Origin of the sequence: Leptospira levettii (assembly GCF_002812085.1) — a bacterium.
GTDB classification, from domain to species: domain Bacteria; phylum Spirochaetota; class Leptospiria; order Leptospirales; family Leptospiraceae; genus Leptospira_A; species Leptospira_A levettii.
On the sequence record NZ_NPDM01000005.1, the window covers coordinates 135048 to 155650 of the forward strand.

Below are 20603 nucleotides of genomic sequence, written 5' to 3' on the forward strand. Positions count from 1 at the left end.
TCTCATCCCTTACGTTACATGTGCGCAAGGGGTGAAGGAAAGTATGGCAGAACGTAAAAAACCTATACTAAATCATATACCAATGAAGCCAAGCTCACATCGTGGTGACTACATTGTAGGTACTGAAAAAGAGTTATCAATGGAGGAATGGAAACAACTTCTCCAGGGTTTCGGTACGTATCAGTTAGTACTCCACATTCAATTCAAACCTGCTTATAGAATTCAGTTTGATGTGGATCCTGGATTAGAAAAATTAAAAATGGAATTGAAACAAAATCCTTCCGTTCGGTATGTGGAAACGAATGCTATCCTAGAGAAAAAAAATTCCAATTCAAATCCATAATTTTGTCTAACTAACAACGTGACCATGCGACAAACCTTCCTCGTTCTAGTTTTCCTCATCTTCAGCCAATGTACGAAGACTAGCGATTCTTATGAAAAATGTGAACGTGCCGATTTAGATTATTTAGCATGTTCACTTGTGATTTACCAATCCTATACCTACTGTGCGGAATCCGCTTCGGCAGTTACAGGGAGTACCGAAATCAAAGCATCAGCAAAATTTCGATGTGATGCAGAAAGGTTGGTAGGTTCTTATCTTTGTGAAGACTTAAAGAAAAAAGCCTGTGGTACAAAATAAAGTTCGTTTCGCATTTGTATTCATTCGTTTTATATAGAACCAATCGTATCGGTTCTACATCAGTCAATTTTGCCACTGGTAACGGCGGTTGTGGCAACAACAGTTGGAAATTGTTTTGCGTGGAACAATAGTCTATCATTAAAATTAGCATCATCAGTTTGGTTTGTAACAATTCAAACGACCAAACTTATGATGGCTTAGTCACAGTCCCAATACGTATTCAATGCCACCCATGTGAATGATCTAATATGTTACCGATGTGCCTTTCTATACAGACGGTAACAAATGTTATGTGACATAAGATTGATTATGGGAAGTACCATATTGCTTCATAATTCATAGTATCTCAAATCAAAATAAGGCTTCAAAAGTAAAAGTATTCGAAGTTGATTATTTGGTGTATCGCTTCAGTTGATTCAGTAAACCAATGAAGGAAATTTTGATTCCATTCATTGGTTTCAGTTTTCTTAAAAATCGAAAGTTTTCACTTCCTCAATTTTGCAGGAAAGTTCGACAGAAGCATAATTGGGAAGTGCTAATCCAAGAATATAGATATTCTTTACACAAGCGTCCACACCATCACGTTTATAATATTTATCTGGATTAATCTCGGCAAGGATTGGAATCAAAATGCCATTTAGAAGCTCTGAAGATGCCGCTGCTCCTGATGAGTTGACTCCCAGAGAGGCAAATTTGACACCATCTATTCTTTTGGAAGCTTGGAGGAGTTCTTCTTTCGCATCTGCCCCCAAGATATTGTCTTTATTGAGCTTAGCAAGAGTTGGTTGGTTGCAGTTTGTCACTAAAGTCATCCCCAAAAGAATGATCCCTACGATAATCGATTTTCCAGATTGTTTCATATCGGAAAAATTTTATACGAATGTATGTAGAAAAGTCAATCGGAATCGTATGAAGGACTTGTTCCCATTTTAGAAAATAAGTTCAATTGGGTTTGGAATCGTGAAAAGATCGAGGATGGTACTCGAATCCAGCAGAGAATTGGTTCTAAAGGTGAACTTTTGTTTGTAATTTTTTCAAAAGGGAAGGTAGGAGTGGACTTTTTATGAAAATTCTGTTAGGGTTGGATTTGGGAAAAAAGCCCACAAGGCCCACCTCCACCACCCAATTCGGGGCGGGGGCCGCCCCTACTTTCATGTGACATAGAAATCTTATGTAGACTTCTTGTTTTGGTCGTTCATCCTCTTTTGGATCACTTCATTCAACACTTCTACTAACTCTTGGAATTCATCCCCTTTTCGAATCCGAATGGTTTCAATTGGGTCTCCAGAAGCCATCCTCTGCAAGGAACGTTTGATGCTAAAGACAGGACCTGCCATTTTATGTGATTTGAAAATGGAGAAAACTGTGATTAACAATAAATATAAGACAGAAAGTGTCACCACTGCATCAAATTGGATGGTGTATAAATTCAGTTGGTGGTCGTAATTGGGCAGATAAATTTCCCGTGGTACAAACTTTTCTTTGGCTTCACCTGGAGCCGCATCTTCGTTTTCCACTTTCCAATACACTGTTTGTGCATCCTGACGAAGGCGGAACACTGCCCCACCATCATATTTGGATTGGTTCAACCAATATAAGAACAAAAGAGTGACAATCACCCCAGAAATAAACAGAAGAGAATAATGTGCTAAGAATTTTAATTGGAATTCTTTATCGATGAGATAACGAAATCGAAAGTTTTTTTTGTGATTCTCTGGCATAATTTCCTTTATATGATCTTAGAGGTATTCGGTAAAGAGCCTTTCAGAAAAAGGAAATCTTGTCAAAAAACTTATGAATTTTAACGGATTTTTTCGGTTTCGAGAATGTTTTTGATGGGGATTTCGATCTTTCCATCCATCCCTTGGAAGTGGAGATGGGTTTCCGATTGTCCTAAAATCACACCTCGGTATTCGGTTCCATCCTCTAAACGAACCAATTCCAAACGAGAATGTTCAAGGTAAAGTAATGACTCTTTGGCAAGTATGGATTGGGTATAAAAAGCTTTAAGTTCTTTATCTTCTTTGGGACTCAATTGAGAGGCAATGACAGGGAATGTCTCTCCTTGTTTAACAACTGCTTGTTGTTTAGCATTTAGGATTAAATCCCCGAAAGCAACAGATCCTTCTCGCACCGCAACTGTTTCCACAAGTCCATCGTAGGAAATACTAAAAATAGTTCCACGAACTTGCGTAAGGTGTTCTCCTGCTTGGACAATAAACTCACTGTCTTTCGAAAGTTTAGAAACAGAAGCAAAAAGTTTTCCTTTTTTCACAGAGAACTTTTGTGAGTATGATCCTAGATCAGATTTTTGTAACGACTGAACAATGACTTCCGATTGGGGATTGATTCGTAACCAAGAACCAGTTTCAAACTGTAAGTCTACTTGGGATGCCAATTCCGTTGTGATGACATCTCCCGAAGTGATTTGGTATTTATTTACCAATGGTACTTTCGTAGCACTGCCAGCTGGAAAAACAAAAACCTTCCCCTTTACTTGGGATACAGAAACAGAAAGTGGAGAGAGAATCTCGCGTTTTTTCTCCATCACTGCCGAGGAAGACACTTCGGTAGAAGTGGTTTTAGGTTTGATGAGAAAAACAAACAATATGGCGGCTGCGATGGCAAAACTAGTCCCACCCACAAGGGTAAGACCTGCCGGTTTCCGAAAAAAAGAGAGGACTTTGTTTGGTCTAGAGGATGGTCCATTCCATTCTTCGCGAGGGGAACGTGTAACCAATGTTTCCCAATTTGGGAACTCCGCCTGCTCCGTCACTTTGGACGGTTTTCGCAAAAGGGCTTCCAACGCTTCTATGTGTTTTTGGTCTTCTAATTCGCTCATTCGTTTTAATCTGGAACCAGATTTTCCCTTTTTGCTATGGCCAATACTTTCTCAGTGGCTTTGATGACAAGCCTTGAGGCGGTGGAAACAGAAACTCCTAAGACCTCCGCGATTTGAACGAGTTGGAATCCTTCTACGTTTTTGAGTAATAACGCTGACCTTTCATCCTCCGAAAGTTCTCCTAAAAACGAATACAAGCGGTCTTCCAAATCTTGGTATTCTGCTTTTGTTTCTAATTTTGGATTATGACTGTGAAATTCGATTTCATCAGAAGCAATTTCCCTAGATGTGGAAAATTTTTTAGCATAATTAATGGATAAATTGCGAGCGATGGTGTACAGAACCATGATGGACTTCTCTTCCGAGAGACCAGCATTACCATAATGTTTATGGAAACTTAAAAAGCTGTCTTGCATCAAATCCATGGCTGTGTCCGCGTTTTGAGTGTACTTATAAAGAAAGTCAAAAATTCGTTTATGACTTCTTTCGTAGATTTGACTCATAGAGACAGAATTGTCGGACACAATCTTGTATGTGTTCGTAAAACCGAGTCTCTGACAAGTAAAATCCCATTCCTCTCTGTAAAAGAAAACAATTGGGGGACCTCCAATTCTCAAAAACTCAGATTATTTTTCGCGCAAAAGGGCATCATTGGCAGCATTTTTATAGGCACCAATCATTGTTGGGTAATTAAAAATATGTTCGGTGAAATACTCAATGGGTGCTTTCAGGTTCACAACACATTGTCCAAGAGCTATGAGTTCTGTTGCTTTGTCTGAAATGATATGAACACCAAGAACTCGCCTCGAATGTTTATCAAATAGGATTTTGAGTAATCCAACTTGGTCACCACTAATTTGAGCCCTAGTAATTGTATCAAATTTTGCAAGACCAACTCCATAGGAAACTCCTCGTTTTTTCAAAGCTTCTTCTGTGGGACCAATGGTTGCAATTTCTGGTAGTGTATAAATTCCAATTGGGAATTCTTCTGCATCAACAGGAACTGAAGGGTGACCAAACATATGTTTTGCGACATAAGCACCTTGGTACATAGATACTGATGCTAAACTTGGAAATCCAATTACATCTCCACAAGCGTAAATCGAAGGTACATTGGTTTGGTAATTTTCATTCACTTGGATTTGTTTTCTGTCATTTGGTATGATCCCTACAGATTCCAGTCCAAGGTTATCAACATTCCCAAGTCTCCCACGTGAAATTAGGACTTGGTTGACTCTCACCACCTCACCTTTGTTTGTTGTAAGCTCAAATCCTTCTTCATCGGAAATTTTTTTATAATTGGTGATCGATGAATCGACATGGATTTGGATACCTGCATTTTGCATGATCCGAGTCATTTCATTGGATATATCTTCATCTAAAAAACCCAAGATTCGATTTTGTGAATCAAATAGGTGGACTTTGACTCCAATATGAGCAAAAATTGTAGCATACTCGGAACCAATGATACCTGCACCAATCACAGCTAATGTGCTTGGCATCTTTTTCATCGCAAACAAACCATCGCTATCGTAAACTAATCCTTCTTCAAATGGAATGTTTTCATTCGACGGTCTTCTTGGGCTACTGCCAGTTGCGATGAGAATGTTTTCCGTTTCGTAAACTTTTTTCCTACCTGCCGAGTCCGTTACTTCGACTTGGTTTGGATCTACAATTTTCCCCCAACCCGTGAGAGTTGTGACTCGGTTTTGGATCATTTGTTCCCTGGTCACATCTTCTTCTTTTTCGATGACAGTTGAGGCACGAAACATTAACTCTTGGAGGGTGAGTTGTGTTGTTTGAGGGGATTGTAATCCGTGTAGATTGGAAAGTTTTAAGTTCCTGTAAAACCGGCTAGTTTCCTGGAGAGATTTGGAGGGAATTGTCCCCCAATGGACACAACCACCACCTAAATAAGGATCTTTTTCAATGATAGCAGCCTTTTTGCCGAGTTTACTTGCTTGGATAGCAGCTTTTTGAGCGGCAGGACCGCCCCCGATAGCGATTAAATCAAATCGATTGATAGACATTGGATAAAAGAACGCTACCGAGAAAGTGAAAAATAGCAAGCAAAAATGCTGATTGAATCGATTCGGGTAGGATTCATTTGTTTCCTTCACCTAACAAACTTAGAGTCGAAAGACAAAAAATCTTGCAATTGCATTTTGCCTTTTTATTATTATGAAGAGCCTATGGAATTTTTAAAAATGATTCAGTCGGGATTGTTATCCCTTTGGAAGATCCTATCGGAAGGGATTCGTGCAAAACTTGCTTGGTTTACTGGAACTCTGATAGCCTTAACCATTTTACTTTTGTCCATCATCACCGTCCGCCAACAAACAGCGATCCTTTCCGAAAGTTATGAGAAACAAGCCGCTGTTTCAAAGAACTTTATCGCAGGACTTGTGATGGAGATTGAATCTATCTCTCAAAATTTAATCCGCATTGAAGAGTTCAAATCGCGGATTGAAAAACAGCAGGAAGAATTAAAAAAATACCAAACAGCAAAACTTGTTACCAAGAAAAAAACGGTTTCCGTTTTTGGATTCAAAACCAATTTATTTGGTTCCCTAGGTTCATCCAAAGTTCTTAAGAAATTTGATACATTCTTTTCGGTCTACTTAACCAAAGATGATGTAACAATGTTAGAAAGAGAAATTCGACAACAACTAAGAGAAGCATCCAATCGTAATATCAGCGAACGAGATTGGAATACATTAGTCAATCTTGCAGCAGCGTATGTAAAAAATGAAGAAAAGTATTTAGATATCATCAAACAACCTACTCCCGAGGAAAATGAAGCAAAATCAAAATGGGAACTCGATATCAAAAACATTAAGAAGGAAATTCGAAATCATAAATCCAAACTGGATCTGTTCATTGCAAAGTTTTATGCGGACTCCAAAAAGAGAAAATTAGAAGAATTAGGTCTCGATACAAAATTATTCCGAATCCAAACATTCCCTATTTCAGCAATGATCCAAGGGGAAACTTCTATTGCCTCATTTGACACTCAGATTATTGATAATACATCTCCATTAGCAAAAATAGATCATTTTGACCAAATGGAAAGTAGTTTGGTCGATTCTTTCCAAAAACTTTCTGATGATATCACATCGGTTGAAGAAAACGAAAAACAGTATGTTTATGAGTGGAGAGATAGAGAAATCCAAGCACTGCATTCTCCCCTATTCCGCCATCAAAACTCTACCAAACGTGCCTTTAACCTAATTGGCATCAAATCAAAATTAGGTGACTATCGAGAGGTGATCAAAGAAGATTACCGAATCACCAATGAACTTTCCCAACTCATCCCAAAATTAAGAGAAAGAATTCAATACTTAAAAAATGCAAAGCCACCTATTCCACCTGCTAAAGACAAATTATTTACAAGTTATTATAAATCGTACAATGAACTGGTAACTGGTAGAGAAAAAATATATGACGAAGTTTCATTGCGGTATCCAATTCCCAATGAATTAGAGGAAAAAATCGAGTCCCTTCGAAGTTTACGTGATGTAACCTTAGAAGATTGGGTACTCTTAAAGTTTAAAACGGATCCTTTAGAGTATGAAAAATACTACCAAGACCCAGAAGCGAGAGAGGAACAACGCAATCGTTGGAAAGCCATTCGGAAATGGATCATCACTGCAGAACAAGAAACGCCCACAAAAGAATTAAAGAAACTCTTCCCGGATGGAAGTTTTGGCCATTCCAGAAGTGAATCTGAAGAAATTATGTGGAAGTTAGATGGAACACATTTATTAGAAGCTGAGAATGTTCCGTTGATGGTCTTACGTGATAATTTTTCGGGACTTATTCGAACGTTAGTGGACCGAACAGATGGTATCCGTGCCATCAAAGACAATCGAAACCAAATTGTATTCACTGCGATCACAATTTGTATGGTCGCGATTTTATTTGCGATTTTTATCTCTGGTGTTGTTGTACAAAAGATACGTAAAATCATACGAAGTGCAGAAGATGTAGGCCAAGGGAATTTACATGTACATTTTGATGATGGTGGGAATGACGAATTTGGAAATCTTACCGTTGCTTTAAACCAAATGGTTTCAGGGCTCAAAGAAAGAGAAAAAATGCGAGGGGTTTTAGGAAGTATGGTGGACCCTGTTGTTGTGGGAGAAGCATTAAAAGATTTGGAAAAATTAAAACAAGGAAGTGAAAAAGTGATCACAGCTTTTTTCTCTGACATTGCAGGTTTTAGTACCATTTCTGAAAAACTAAATTCAAAGGAACTTGCTGACCTACTCAATGAATACCTTTCAGCAATGACTCTGATTCTAAAACAACATGATGGAGTTTTGGATAAGTACATTGGGGATGCCATCGTTGGAATTTTTAATGCACCACTTGATGTTGAAAACCACTGTTTAAAAGCAGTATCTGCTAGTGTGGAAATGAGAGACAAATTAGAAGGTCTCAAAAAGGAATGGATCCAAAATAACGCTTATATTCCAGAAGCTCATGATATGAAATTCCGAATTGGACTTAACATGGGTTATGCGAAAGTGGGTTTTATGGGGACCGATGCTCTCGCTTCCTATACCATGATGGGAGACACAGTCAACCTAGCAGCAAGGCTTGAAGCCGCTGGTAAGGATTATGGGGTCTGTATCCTCGTTTCAGAATTTGTACATGATGAAATCAAAGATCATTTTTTCACCCGAAAACTAGATACAGTGCGTGTGAAAGGAAAATCAAAACCGGTCACTCTGTATGAAGTGAGATGCAAAAAGGGAGAAGAGACAGAAGAAGACAAAAAATTCGTGAATGCCTACGAAACAGCTCTATTCTCTTATTTTAATCGTAAATTTCCGGAAGCAAAACGGCAGTTTGAGACTTTATATCAGTCTTCTCAGGATGAAGCATGTAAACTTCTCTTGGAACGATGCCAATACTATATCGAAACACCTCCGGAATTGGATTGGGACGGTTCGTTTACAAGGACTAAAAAGTAGAAAACACCTAGAATTTTCTGCTAAAATAGACAAAGCGTCCAATAAATTGTATATTTTTCTTGCTTTTGCAGGTGCAGTTTCAATATTGGGAAGTATCTGACCCATATAGGAGAAACACGAGATGGCACTAAGACTCGGCGATGAAGCACCCAATTTCCAAGCGGAAACTTCGGAAGGTAAAATTGACTTCCATGAATATTTAGGACAAAGTTGGGGGATTTTATTTTCTCATCCAAAAGACTACACTCCAGTTTGTACAACTGAGTTAGGTTATGTGGCGAAAATCAAACCTGAGTTTGAAAAAAGAAATGTGAAAGTAATTGCACTTTCCGTTGACCCTGTGGACAGCCATAAAGGTTGGATTTCTGATATCAACGAAACACAAAATACAAAAGTAAATTACCCAATCATTGCAGATGCTGATAAAAAAGTTTCTAATTTATATGATATGATCCACCCAAATGCTAGTGAGACAACTACCGTTCGATCTGTGTTTGTTGTAGGACCAGATAAAAAAGTAAAACTCACTCTTACATACCCAGCTTCCACTGGAAGAAATTTTGATGAGTTACTTCGGGTTATTGATTCTTTACAACTCACTTCTCAATTCAGTGTGGCAACTCCTGCAAACTGGAAAGACGGAGAGGATACAATCATCGTTCCATCAGTGTCCGATGAGGATGCAAAGAAAAAATTCCCAAAAGGGTTTCGCACAATCAAACCTTATTTACGTTACACACCACAACCGAATAAATAGTGGAAAAGTGGCGGGGCAAAACCCCGCCTTTGTGGTACATGATTTATGCACATTCATTTAAAACGTATTGAATCCCCCTTTGTTTTAGAAGCTACTAACGAGTCTGGTAATTCCATTCGGATCGACGCCTCACCTGAAATTGGTGGTAAAAATTCTGGTCCCAGGCCAATGGAACTTCTCATCATGGGACTTGCTGGTTGTAGTAGCATTGATGTCATCATGATCTTAAACAAATACCGCATTGAAGTGAAAGACTATTCAGTGGATGTGGAAGCAGACCGTGAAAAAGTAGAAGAAGCCAGTCTCTTTAAAAAAATTCATATGAAATTTTATGTAAAAGGAGAATTCCAAGAAGCACAAGTGAAACGAGCAATTGATTTGAGTTTAGAAAAGTATTGTTCCGTAGCTAAAACCTTGGAGAAAACCGCAACGATCACCTACGAACTAAAATTGGTCTCATAAAATTTACAGAACCAATTCATCATCAAAACTTTCGATCTTAAATCTTAAGTGATCGAATTAGGACTTTATTTTAACTCGTTCAGATCCCAATTGTATTCATTGTAAATGATTTTGGCATCAGGTTTGATCGTATCTTCAAATCCATCTTGTACAAATTGGATGAGTGACATTTTTTTGGTGAAGTCAGGTTGGAACCAGTTGAATATCTTACTTAGATACAAGGTATTTGTATTCTTATCATAAGAATTTTTCTTAGGGTTTTTTAAGAATGTTAGTTTTGCAGTTTGTAATTGTTTTTCTAAATAAGTAGGTGTGTAAGCTTCGGATTGTAAAATCGGGCATCCAATGGAAGCACATACAATCGCAAAATGGATCCTTGGTTCCATAAAATCTTTTCTCAGTTTTTCATGTTCAATCCAATCTAGGTGTCTGGATTTCCCAAGTAGGCTAAAAAATTCTTTTTTCCAAGGAATCCCTCTCGCCAAATTGATTTTAGAAATAGGCGATCCAATGTCGGTGATACTGTCCACTGGGTAATGGTCCACAATCAGTTTTACTGTAAAAGCATTGTAAGCGTTGATCAAAAAACTGAGTTTTTCTTTTTCAGAGAAGGATTGGTATTGACTATCAGAAACTTTTGTTAGTTGGTCAAGGTATCCATTCAATTGGGATGAGTCAGAGATAAATCCTTTGTAAGAGACAAGTCCGTTTTTGACATGTTTTTTGAGTAACAAGTCCCAAACACTATGTTTGTGATCAAAGTTCTGTGCAATTAACGATTGGGACATCCCCAGAACGAAAACGAGTGCAAAATAATGTTTCATATCAACCATCCAGAACTTAGACAGACCTGTTCCCTCATTGACACTTCAATTTTTAAGTTTGCCCTAGAATTAGGATAAACTATTCAGATAACGGCTAATTCCTTGTACCACAGGAGCCGGAATCTCGTGTCCTCCAGGAAAAGAGATGAACTCTCCTAACAAACCTGAACCTCGAAGTAATTTTTCCAACTTTTTCGCATTGGCATAACCTAAAATAGGATCGTATTCACCATGAGATTGGAAAAACCTTAGGTTAGATTTTTTAGGTGCCAAATCTTTCCAAAGAGATTCATTGACTAAGGCTCCAGAAAGGATCATTAAACCTTTGGACATTAGTTCATTTCGGAGTGTAATATCAGTAGCAAGCATTGCTCCTTGCGAAAAACCACCTAAGATCAATTGATTCCATGGGACACCCAATGCTTCTAACATCAAATAGGCGGAAGCTCTCGGGATATCCATACCTTCTGGGTCTTTGTCTGCAAAATTTCGAAAATCATTCTTGCGTATCGCTTCTTCTAAGGCGGCCATATCAATGGGGAACCAGGCACGTCCCGAATACCCGGGCATTAGTGGAATACTCAAATGGCCATGTGGAAAAACCCAATTGAATTTTTGGTCTGTGACAAGAACTTCATGGATTGGGAATAAATCAAATGCACTCGCACCATAACCATGAAATAAAACTACTGTAGGTGCATCAGGATCCCCTTTGACTCTCAATACCTTTAATGGTCCTAAAGATTCTAAATCGTTTTCATCATCTAACATATATTACCCGAATAAGGAAGGTTGGTCTTCCGAAGTGTCTTTTTCATAAAAATTGGTAACTGATAGTCCCAAAAGTCTAATTTTTTTAGGAGGATCAAAATTATCTTTCCAAACATTTGCCAACATGTTCGAGGATTGTTGGAAAAGGTTGTCTGCCAAGAAGAAAACAACGTCAGAAGTAATTGATTTTTGTTTTACTGTAAAATCTTCAAATTTTACTTTCAAGGTAAGAGTTTTACCTTTTTTGTTTTTTTTCAACATCCTCATTTCAAGTTCTTTTGCGAGAGATTCCAATTTGAGTAAAAAATAAGAAAAATCCTCTGAATCATGAGTGAAAGTGGTTTCCACACCAATGGATTTTGGATCACGAAAAGGGATGACTTCTCTTTCATCAATTCCCCTTGCCATTCGATAAAATACAGCTCCCATTTTTCCAAATTCATGGACAAGAAATGATTCCTCTGCCATTCTCAAATCCTTTCCTTTTGAAAAACCTAATTGTTGGAGTTTTTCAAAAGTTTTTTTCCCAATTCCAAAAAATTGATAAAGGGGTAATTCATCTAAGAAAGAAATTTCTTCTCCTGGTAAAACAACATACAATCCATTTGGTTTGTTTTTTTCCGAAGCCATCTTCGCCAAAAACTTGTTTGTTGCAACTCCTGCAGAACAAGTGAGCCCAGTGTTTTCCCAAATCTTTTTTCGGATTTCTTTGGCAATTGTACTGGCAAGTGGAATTTCTAGTTTGTTAGTTGTTACATCTAAATATGCTTCATCTAAGGACAATGGTTCAACTAAATCAGTATATTCCATAAAGATCCTACGAATTTCTTTTGAAACTGATCTATATACATCAAATCGTGGAGGGGTAAAAATTGCATCAGGACAAAGTTTGTGTGCTTGGTAACATGAAATCGCTGATCGGATTCCAAATTTTCTAGCTTCGTAACTGGCAGCACAAACCACTCCCCTAGAATGAGGAGATCCACCAACAACCACTGGTTTCCCTCTCATTTCGGGGAAATCACGTTGTTCAACTGATGCATAAAATGCATCCATATCAATGTGGATGATCTTTCTCATTTGATTTGGAGAGAATTTTTATCTCCTAAAAAAACCTTGCCAAAAGTTTTTTGTAAATCATCCTTTTTGCATAGTGAATTCTAAATTAGCCGCAAAAATTTTAGTCGTTGATGATAATGAAACCAATATGGAAATCATCACCCATATTTTACTAGGCCAAGGTTATGAAGTTGCTGTTGCGTACGATGGAGAGTATGCCTTAGAACTTGCGGATGTTTTGGATTTTGATCTGATATTACTCGACATATTATTGCCAGGAATTAGCGGACTCGAAGTGGCAAAACGACTTTTGACGATGGAACGTCATAAAAATACACCTATCCTTTTTCTCTCAGCTTTAAATGAAACAAGTGATATTGTTAATGGTTTAGAAACGGGAGCTGTTGACTACATCACAAAACCATTCCAGGAATCAGAAATTTTAGCAAGGATTCGAACCCATCTCAAAATCAAAACGTTAGAAAAGGAACGGATTGATTTATTGTATGCCATTCAAAAAGATTTGGAGTTAGCAAAAACAAACCAAGAAAAACTGGTAACATTTCAATTCCCTCCATCTCCCTTGTATGAAATTTATACATCCTATAAACCTATGGATTTAGTTGGTGGGGATTTGATTACCTACGATGTCCTTCCTTCAGGAGATTTGGATATATTATTTGGTGATGTAACTGGTCATGGCATCGCCGCGGCAATGGTATCTCTAATGGCAATCATAACATTCAAAACAATGAACAAATCATTTTTGTCACCTAGCGAATGTTTATATTGGATTCACAACACACTCACTCCCTTAATTAGTACACATTTCATCAGTGCTATCTATATTCGTTACCGTGCAGAGGAAAACTTACTTTCTTATTCGATGGCAGGCCACCATAACATGTTTTTACTTCGAAAAGGAAATATTCAAAAATTGGGTACAAAAGGTTTTTGTCTAATGATGTTCCCAGATCAGTTGAATACAAGTAATGAAGACATCATACTACAATCCGGTGATCGATTGTTTTTATTTTCAGATGGTATGTTTGAAGTACCAAATGAAAAAGAAGAATATTTAGGAGACCAAAAATTTTCGGAACTTGTTGAAAAAAATCTCAATTTACCAGCTCAACAATTTTTAGATTCGATTTCGGAAGAAGTGCTAAAGTATTCCGAAGGAAAAGTTGCAGATGATATGACAATGTTATTACTTGAAGTAAAATGATAGAACAAATCATATCCATTGGAATTGCTTCTACCCTTTTGTATTTTGCATACTTTTATCATAATGCATACAGGAGGGAAAAAAAACTAAGGAAAATTTTATTCCGAAAGAATTTAATCAATGCTGAAGAAATTGAAAGAGTCATTCGCGAAAAAGAAAAACAATACCAAGATATATACGATACCGCAAATTCAATCATCATTCGTTGGAGTCCTGATTTTCGCATCCATTCTGTAAATCCCTACGCTGAAGAATTTTTCCAAATGGCAAAAGACAAAGCTGAGGGAAAAGATTTAGTCTTGGATTTGTTTCGGATACCATTTGAAAAATCAAATGAAATCAAATCTTTATTGTGGAATATCTTTCATCGTCCAGAACAAAACATTCGCCAAGAATTTGATGTGTATGTGGGTTTAGATGATAAACGTACAGTTACTTGGTCCAATCGAATTTTAAAAAACGAATTTGGTTATCCACACGAAGTGTTATCGATAGGGATCGATATCACTAACAGGAAAATCGCCGAAGAGAACTTAATGAAATCCTATGAACGGATTTTAGATTTATATAACAATGCTCCTTGCGGTTATCACTCTCTCGACAAAGACAATATTTTAGTGTCAATCAATGATACTGAATTGGACTGGTTAGGATATTCTAGAGAAGAAATTGTTGGCAACTTCCGAATTAATGATTTATTAACACCTAGTAGTTTCGAAAAATTCCAACAAATCATTCACTCCTTCCCTCATGAAACATTAACTGGGGTTGAATTAGAGTTTGTTAGAAAAGATAAATCTACTTTTTTTGTGAGTTTAAACTCTATGCCGACATATGATAAAAATGGAAATTTTGTCATCAGCAAATCAACTGTGTTTGATATCACCGACCGGAAACTTGCGGAAGATAAATTAAATGATTATTCTCAAAAAATCCAACTGCAAAATAAACGACTCCAAAAAGCAGTCGAAGCAGCAATCAAAGCAAACCAATCAAAATCTGTATTTTTTTCTAAAATTACACATGAACTTCGTACACCATTACATGCAGTCATTGGGTTTTCACAAATCCTAGAAAAGGATCCAAATTTACCTGACCACTTAAAAGGTTATGTAAATTCTTTATACGAAAATGGTGTACATTTATTAGGAATGATCAATGATATATTAGATCTTTCTAAAATTGAAGCTGGTAAGATGACAGAAACTAGAGAAAAATTTTCTTTAGTGCAACTATGGGACACATTGTTTTCAATGTTTTCATATCGATTTGCAGAAAAACAAATTCATTTCGAACTGCTAAAACCAGAAACAATAGAAAATCGATTTTATGAAGCAGACCTACAAAAAATTAGACAAATATTAGTCAATTTACTAGGCAATTCATTAAAATTTACAAACCAAGGATTTGTGAATTTGGAAATCCAAATTAAACAAGGATTGGAACCTAATATTGATTTGGTTTGTTTTACCGTAAAAGACTCTGGAATTGGAATCCCAAAAGACCAACTCCATTCTATTTTTGAAGCTTTCCAACAAACTGAACAAGGTAGTTCCTACCAAGAGGGAACAGGGCTTGGTCTCTCCATCTCACATCAATTAGTTGATTTTTTAGGAGGAACCATACAAGTAGATAGTGAGTTGAACCAAGGATCTACTTTTGTATTTGAATTACCTCTTTTACGATTGATTGAAATTCCAAATGATCTCATTCAGAAATCAAAAATTGGCCCAACAAATTCTAAAGAAGTTTGGCATATTACGAAGGTTGATGAGAAGGAAAAAGAATTTGTACAGGACTTCTTAAATTCAGAAGAGAATCAGTTTAGAAATGAGATTTTACAATTGATCAAAATCCAAAACTTTGGCCAATTATTACAACTTTTAGGTAAAATTCCTTCAGAAGCAAAAGGGAAAACAATTTTACTGGAAAAAGTTAAGAACAAACGATACAAATTTTTAATCGATTTGGTCCAATCTTCTTCCCTATAAAGATTATTGTTTTTCTGTTTTGATCTCTATTTTTTGATAATTGTTCTGTTTTAAAATGTCTGTGACCTTCACAAATGTTCCAAATTCTATGTGTTGGTCTACTTCTAAACTGACAGTTTTGTTTGGATCAGAATTGATCTCTAAGGTTTGTAAAAATGTATTCATATCCATTTTACTATCATTCTTATACAGTTCACCATTAGATTTAATTTGGATTTTGAAAGCATAGGTTTCATTTCCAATACTTTCTGTTTTTGATTTAGGTAAATCCAACGATAGGGAAGAAGTTGGTTCTGAAAATCGAACAGCTAACATTAAAAAGATTAATAGGATAAACAAAACATCAATCAAACTACTTATATCAATACTTGATTCTTGTTTCGGTTTTCTGAGTTTCATTTTGTTTTGGTATGGTCTTTTGCAATCAGTTCCGATACATATAGAATTTTATTCTCAATGATTCGATGGAAAAATAATGAAGGAATGGCGACTAGTAACCCTGCTATTGTCGTATTCAATGCATCTTTGATTCCACCTGCCAATACTTCCAAACTTACTTTTTTTTGGGCTTCCATTTCACCAAAAGCAGTGTTGATCCCAATCACTGTTCCAAGCAAACCAAGTAACATGGCTAAGGAAGCAATGGTTGGAAACCAATGGCTTGTTCGTTCTAAGGGAGAAAAAAACAAATCTAACTCATCGGCGGATGGTTCTTTCGGAAAACAGTCCATTCTTGTTTCCTTTTTTTCCAATTTTCGAAATCCAAGGAACAATCGTAAAAAAGAAGCCAAAGAAATCATCGAAAAAGCCAAAAGAAGAATAAAAATCAAAATTGCGGGAATTGAAAATGTCCAATTCATGGATGTATCGACCTCTATGAACCAATACAAACTGCCTTCCCAAGAAAAGAAACCCGAATATGTAAGAAAGAACTTTGATGGAATCGCGAGAGCTTACGACAGATTCAATGATTGGAATAGTTTTTTCCTACACCGAATCTGGAAGGATTGGGTTGTCAAGGAAGCAAAAAAAGAGGTCCCTCACGCAACATCGGCACTGGATCTATGTTGTGGCACAGGTGATATCACTTATCGGTTATCCTTGGATTCCCATCTTAAAACGGTGGTAGGACTCGATTTTTCAGAACAGATGTTATCCTATGCCTTCCCGAAAGTAGAAGGAAAAACACAAGTCAAACTCATTGTAGGAGATGCCATGGACCTCAAACAATTTCCAGAAGGCAGTTTTGATATTGTAACAATGGGTTTTGGACTTAGAAACGTTTCCGATTTAAAAAAATGCCTTTTTGAGATCAAACGTGTGTTAAAGAAAGATGGAGTGTATGTCAATTTGGATGTTGGTCGTGTGAGACCCAAATTCCTGAAATTCTTTGCCGATTTTTACTTTTTCAAAATTGTACCATTATTTGGGTATTTGTTGTATGGGAAACAAAACGAAATGTTTGATTACCTCCCTCATTCTTCCAAAGTTTACCCCGACCAAGAATCACTTTCTCTCATCCTAAAAGAAGTTGGGTTTAGCGATGTCCGTTTCCAGAATTTTGTTTTTGGAAATGCAGTTGCCCATATCGCTAAAAAAGGGAAATGATGTTTTTTTAAGCAATTATGTCTGATCAGTTTCAAAAATTGTCCTTTTTTTTGATCCTTGTTCGTACTTCTACCCAGAAATCCCATGGATTTCCCTAAATTTTTTTGCAAAAGCGTTGATTATTTTCAATATTTGTCGTTTAATCCCCTATACAGGTAGGAAAAAAATATGAATCGATGGATCATTCTTTTGGTGCTTCCACTCTTTCTTCTGGATTGCTCCAATAAGAAAAAAGGAATGTTATTACTCCCCTTTTTAGGGCTCGGCGACGGAACCACACAGGCCACAACGGCTTCTGCAAATGATGGTGATGGAACTTTTACTGTGGTAGGATTGGAAACAACAGATCCAAGCCAAGTCACAACTCCTGATGCCAATACGAACACTGGTGAACCAAGTAATTCCGAGACTCCTTCCGTAGTCACTCCAACACCAACTCCAGCGGCGCCAACACCCGCTCCCACAACCGTTAATAATGAAACAACAACGACTGTGGTGGACCAAACCAATGGTGGAAATTTTAATTTTGAAACAAACATCACAGTACCTGTCACAGTTGTGATTGTGAATGAGGCAGGTCCAGTGACCAACGCTCCTGTCACTGTGACGGAATCCATCACAACAGGGGAACCAAATGTTGTAGGAGTTGGAACTACCGACGGAAATGGTTCAGTCACCATTCCAATCAGTGTTCCTCCTACAGTGGTATCTGTTGATATCAGTGTTGTCGGTGTGAACCCAACAACTGGTGAAGTTGTAGAAATCGTGGGATCAGCTCCAGTACAACAACCAGCAACTGGTTCCAATTCTGAGGGAACTGTTGTTGTAGCACCTGTGATCAATGTAGATACAACAAATTTCCAACCTGTGAATGGTTGTGTGCAAGCAGTTGACTCTGATTGTGATGGGATTGCCAACAATTTTGACGAATTCCCAGATGATCCAAGTTTAGCAACCATTGCAAGATCTGGACGTTATACAATTGCATTTGAGGACATGTTCCCTTCTGCAGGTGATGCGGACTTAAATGACCACTCAACTGTTTTCAGTACTGAGATGGACAAAACACCAACTAACAAAGTCAAAATCATTCGCGGAACTTATACACATGTTGCAAAAGGTGCAGGTTACAATCATGAATTGAGACTTTCACTTGATGTTCCAACAAATGCAACGGTTCAAATCAGTTACCTAGATGGAAGTGGAAACCCATGGAATGGTTGTGCTTCTGCTCCGAAGTACACTGCTAATACTGCAGGTGATTGTACTGGTGGAACATTAACTCCAGCACAACTCAAACGTGGTGTATTACTCCTCCCAAGTTCTGATAAAACATTATTTGGAAAGAAAAATGCTCCTGCTGCTGGATCAACTTTTACCATCAATGACTTTGTAAGAGGAGTCACTGCTCAAGTTACCATTACCTTCGAAGAACCAGTGGATTTGAATGCAACTAAGAACTTAGTTGGGGGACACCTAAACTACTTCCTTGCGATCAACCAAAAAACTGACGGTGTTTTCAGACAAATTTTCCGTCCAGGTTACTTCAAAGATGCAAAAGGAAAAGATTCCTTCCTCGATAAAAATGGTTTCCCTTGGGCCATCATCGTTCCAGGTGTCTTCAACCACCCAACAGAAGGTGCTGACATTCGCAAACCATCTACTTCTGGTTACATCTTCTTTAACTCTTGGATGAATTCCAATGGTGTTGCTCACAAAGATTGGTACTTACATATCGACCAAATCCCTGCACCAAACCGTCCATCCTATGTAGTAAGAGTGAGTGATTTTTATACAGACAACGGATTTACTGCTTACCTCATCAAAGCGGTACGTAAGAATGCGTTTGAAGTATCAGCAAGTCTCATCGTCGTAGGAGCTGCGTTAGGTTTTCTCATGAAACGTAAAATGGGAAATCCAAAAGCCGCTTAAAAACAATTCTACCTAAACAAAAGAAATCCTTCCTCCGAAACCACGGGGGGAGGATTTTTGTTTTATGGCCTCTCTTTTACGGTTCGCTGACAAAGATTACTTTTTATCTGGCAATTTTTTCAAAGACCTAGATTCCCACCATCCGATCCTTGTGGATCCTCTTTGGAAAGGAACGAAATTAGAAACTCAATTCCAACAATTCCCCCTTCCCGTCTTAGAGACACCAAACCACCGTTCGTTTAGCTTAGTGACATCCGGATCCACTGGAGTCCCAAAAATAGTATGGAAAGAGTGGGATGAAATCCAATCAGAACTTGAAGTTTGGGCAAACGAAAGAGACATCCAAAGTTTATTAAATGGGATCAAGGAAATCCAAGTCCAAGTCCCCTTTTGCCATCTCTACGGACTCCTTTGGGGATTTTTACTTCCAAAACAATTGGGTTTACCCATTGTATTTGGGGATAGATTCACAACTTCGCAATCAACTCTCTGCATTACATCTGCCCCCCAGTTACAATTAGCATTATCACAAGGGCACCAACTTCCTAAACGAGCCATCGTATCTGGGATGAAATTTCCAGTACCTCTTGCTCGGGAACTGAGAGAAAAATCAGAGATTTCGATCCTTGAGATCTATGGGTCCACTGAAACAGGTGGAATGGGTTACCGTGACCCACTCAGGCAAAACAGATTCCAATTTTTGCCAAATGTAGAATTTCAATTCCAAAGCTCAGAGGAAAACGAGGAACTTTTCGTAAAAAGTCCATTTGTTTCAAAACAATATTATTCCTTACAATCCAGTGAATGGGTATTATCTTCTTTACCACCTAATTCATATTATGCAACAGGGGATTTAGGAGAATATTCAGAACTTGGTTTTTATCTTTTAGGAAGGAAAGATCGGATTATCAAACACAAAGGGAAACGAGTGTCATTGGACCGAATTGAATCAGAGATTCTTGGTTTAGGACTCGAAGGTCAATTTTTTTGTGTGCCAGTGAATCATGAAACAGGTGATACAATTGGATTATTTACGAACTCTTCATTACCCATCGATACCATCTACAAGACATTACGGAGTGAACTCCCAAGTAGTCATGTGCCAAGGGTGATTGTGAAACAAAAAGAAATTCCAAAATTACCAAACGGGAAAACTGACTATTCCAAAATCACAAGTTTGTGTTTTGAAGAATTCCTTAGGCTCCAATCACTAAAAGAAAAAGGAAAAAACATTCAAACCATCAATTCGGAAACAACAATCCCTGAAATACTCAAATCAATATTGGGATCAGTTCCAAAACCAGACCAACACTTCATTTATGACTGTGGGATGGATTCCATCCTCTTCAGCGAACTCGTTTTAAAATTGGAAAAAAAAATTGGCCATCCGATCCCAGAAGAAGATAAACAAACTGGTTATTTCTTCAGTTTGTCTGGGTTAGAAGAATATGTCAGGGAAAAACTGTATTTATTAGAATGAAAACAAATGGGGAAAGAATTGTCCCTCCCC

General features: G+C 37.6%; 20 protein-coding genes. 10 read left to right on the forward strand and 10 right to left on the reverse strand.

All coding sequences use genetic code 11. The features are described from left to right. Positions 1 to 43: 43 nt before the first annotated feature. Together CH354_RS14610 and CH354_RS14615 are read left to right on the forward strand one after the other, a co-directional pair. Positions 44 to 343 (forward strand): hypothetical protein, encoded by a 300-nt coding sequence (locus CH354_RS14610; protein ID WP_100727928.1) that lies wholly within the window; start codon positions 44 to 46, stop codon positions 341 to 343. A gap of 24 nt (positions 344 to 367) precedes the next feature. Beyond that, positions 368 to 640 (forward strand): hypothetical protein, encoded by a 273-nt coding sequence (locus tag CH354_RS14615; RefSeq protein WP_100727929.1) that lies wholly within the window; start codon positions 368 to 370, stop codon positions 638 to 640. A gap of 467 nt (positions 641 to 1107) precedes the next feature. Here CH354_RS14615 and CH354_RS14620 read toward each other — a convergent pair whose 3' ends face one another. The 5 genes from CH354_RS14620 to sthA form a co-directional block, all read right to left on the reverse strand. Next, positions 1108 to 1500 (reverse strand): TIGR04452 family lipoprotein, encoded by a 393-nt coding sequence (locus CH354_RS14620; RefSeq protein ID WP_100727930.1) that lies wholly within the window; start codon positions 1498 to 1500, stop codon positions 1108 to 1110. Between the two features lie 309 nt (positions 1501 to 1809). Then, a complete protein-coding gene (locus CH354_RS14625; protein WP_100715899.1) occupies positions 1810 to 2361 on the reverse strand; it encodes a methyl-accepting chemotaxis protein in 552 nt (183 codons plus the stop codon). An 80-nt stretch (positions 2362 to 2441) separates the two neighbouring features. Then, a complete protein-coding gene (locus CH354_RS14630) occupies positions 2442 to 3482 on the reverse strand; it encodes a FecR family protein (protein WP_100727931.1) in 1041 nt (346 codons plus the stop codon). Between the two features lie 5 nt (positions 3483 to 3487). After that, positions 3488 to 3985, reverse strand: coding sequence for an RNA polymerase sigma factor (locus tag CH354_RS14635; RefSeq protein ID WP_100715897.1), 498 nt, complete (start codon positions 3983 to 3985; stop codon positions 3488 to 3490). A 123-nt stretch (positions 3986 to 4108) separates the two neighbouring features. Further along, a complete protein-coding gene (gene sthA, locus CH354_RS14640) occupies positions 4109 to 5512 on the reverse strand; it encodes a Si-specific NAD(P)(+) transhydrogenase (protein WP_100727932.1) in 1404 nt (467 codons plus the stop codon). Between the two features lie 177 nt (positions 5513 to 5689). On the opposite strand from sthA, the gene CH354_RS14645 reads away from it, so the two are divergent. The 3 genes from CH354_RS14645 to CH354_RS14655 all read left to right on the forward strand — a co-directional run bounded on the left by CH354_RS14645 (position 5690) and on the right by CH354_RS14655 (position 9680). Next, complete coding sequence (locus CH354_RS14645) at positions 5690 to 8461, forward strand: adenylate/guanylate cyclase domain-containing protein (protein ID WP_100727958.1); 2772 nt, start codon at positions 5690 to 5692, stop codon at positions 8459 to 8461. A gap of 121 nt (positions 8462 to 8582) precedes the next feature. Then, positions 8583 to 9218, forward strand: a complete 636-nt coding sequence (locus tag CH354_RS14650) for a peroxiredoxin (RefSeq protein ID WP_100715895.1) — start codon at positions 8583 to 8585, stop codon at positions 9216 to 9218. 45 nt (positions 9219 to 9263) lie between these two features. Next, entirely contained in the window at positions 9264 to 9680 is a 417-nt protein-coding gene (locus tag CH354_RS14655) for an OsmC family protein (RefSeq protein WP_100727933.1), read from the forward strand. A gap of 65 nt (positions 9681 to 9745) precedes the next feature. Here the strand turns inward: CH354_RS14655 and CH354_RS14660 are convergent, their stop codons facing one another. The 3 genes from CH354_RS14660 to dinB all read right to left on the reverse strand — a co-directional run bounded on the left by CH354_RS14660 (position 9746) and on the right by dinB (position 12355). Further along, on the reverse strand, positions 9746 to 10504 hold the full coding sequence (locus CH354_RS14660; RefSeq protein WP_100716045.1) for a DUF547 domain-containing protein: 759 nt from the start codon (positions 10502 to 10504) through the stop codon (positions 9746 to 9748). A gap of 69 nt (positions 10505 to 10573) precedes the next feature. Further along, positions 10574 to 11275: an alpha/beta hydrolase gene (locus CH354_RS14665; protein ID WP_100766527.1), complete on the reverse strand. Its 702-nt coding sequence runs from the start codon at positions 11273 to 11275 to the stop codon at positions 10574 to 10576. 3 nt (positions 11276 to 11278) lie between these two features. Then, positions 11279 to 12355 carry a DNA polymerase IV gene (gene dinB / locus CH354_RS14670; protein ID WP_100727935.1) on the reverse strand — a complete coding sequence of 359 codons (1077 nt, stop codon included), beginning with the start codon at positions 12353 to 12355 and terminating at the stop codon, positions 11279 to 11281. A 73-nt stretch (positions 12356 to 12428) separates the two neighbouring features. Here dinB and CH354_RS14675 point away from each other — a divergent pair, with 73 nt between their 5' ends. Further along, positions 12429 to 13562: a PP2C family protein-serine/threonine phosphatase gene (locus tag CH354_RS14675; RefSeq protein ID WP_100727936.1), complete on the forward strand. Its 1134-nt coding sequence runs from the start codon at positions 12429 to 12431 to the stop codon at positions 13560 to 13562. Then, on the forward strand, positions 13559 to 15553 hold the full coding sequence (locus CH354_RS14680; protein WP_100727937.1) for a PAS domain-containing sensor histidine kinase: 1995 nt from the start codon (positions 13559 to 13561) through the stop codon (positions 15551 to 15553). Before CH354_RS14675 ends, CH354_RS14680 begins: the two co-directional genes overlap by 4 nt. 3 nt (positions 15554 to 15556) lie before the next feature. On the opposite strand, the gene CH354_RS14685 is transcribed toward CH354_RS14680, so the two are convergent. Both CH354_RS14685 and CH354_RS14690 read right to left on the reverse strand, forming a co-directional pair. After that, complete coding sequence (locus CH354_RS14685) at positions 15557 to 15952, reverse strand: ExbD/TolR family protein (protein ID WP_100727938.1); 396 nt, start codon at positions 15950 to 15952, stop codon at positions 15557 to 15559. Next, a complete protein-coding gene (locus CH354_RS14690) occupies positions 15949 to 16413 on the reverse strand; it encodes a MotA/TolQ/ExbB proton channel family protein (protein WP_100716044.1) in 465 nt (154 codons plus the stop codon). Before CH354_RS14690 ends, CH354_RS14685 begins: the two co-directional genes overlap by 4 nt. 16 nt (positions 16414 to 16429) lie before the next feature. Between CH354_RS14690 and CH354_RS14695 the strand changes: the two genes are divergently transcribed. The 3 genes from CH354_RS14695 (at position 16430) to CH354_RS14705 (ending at position 20573) form a co-directional block, all read left to right on the forward strand. Further along, entirely contained in the window at positions 16430 to 17161 is a 732-nt protein-coding gene (locus tag CH354_RS14695) for a ubiquinone/menaquinone biosynthesis methyltransferase (RefSeq protein WP_100727959.1), read from the forward strand. Between the two features lie 168 nt (positions 17162 to 17329). After that, positions 17330 to 19093: an LruC domain-containing protein gene (locus CH354_RS14700; protein WP_100727939.1), complete on the forward strand. Its 1764-nt coding sequence runs from the start codon at positions 17330 to 17332 to the stop codon at positions 19091 to 19093. A 64-nt stretch (positions 19094 to 19157) separates the two neighbouring features. Then, positions 19158 to 20573: an AMP-binding protein gene (locus CH354_RS14705; protein WP_100727940.1), complete on the forward strand. Its 1416-nt coding sequence runs from the start codon at positions 19158 to 19160 to the stop codon at positions 20571 to 20573. The last annotated feature ends 30 nt before the right edge of the window (positions 20574 to 20603 follow it).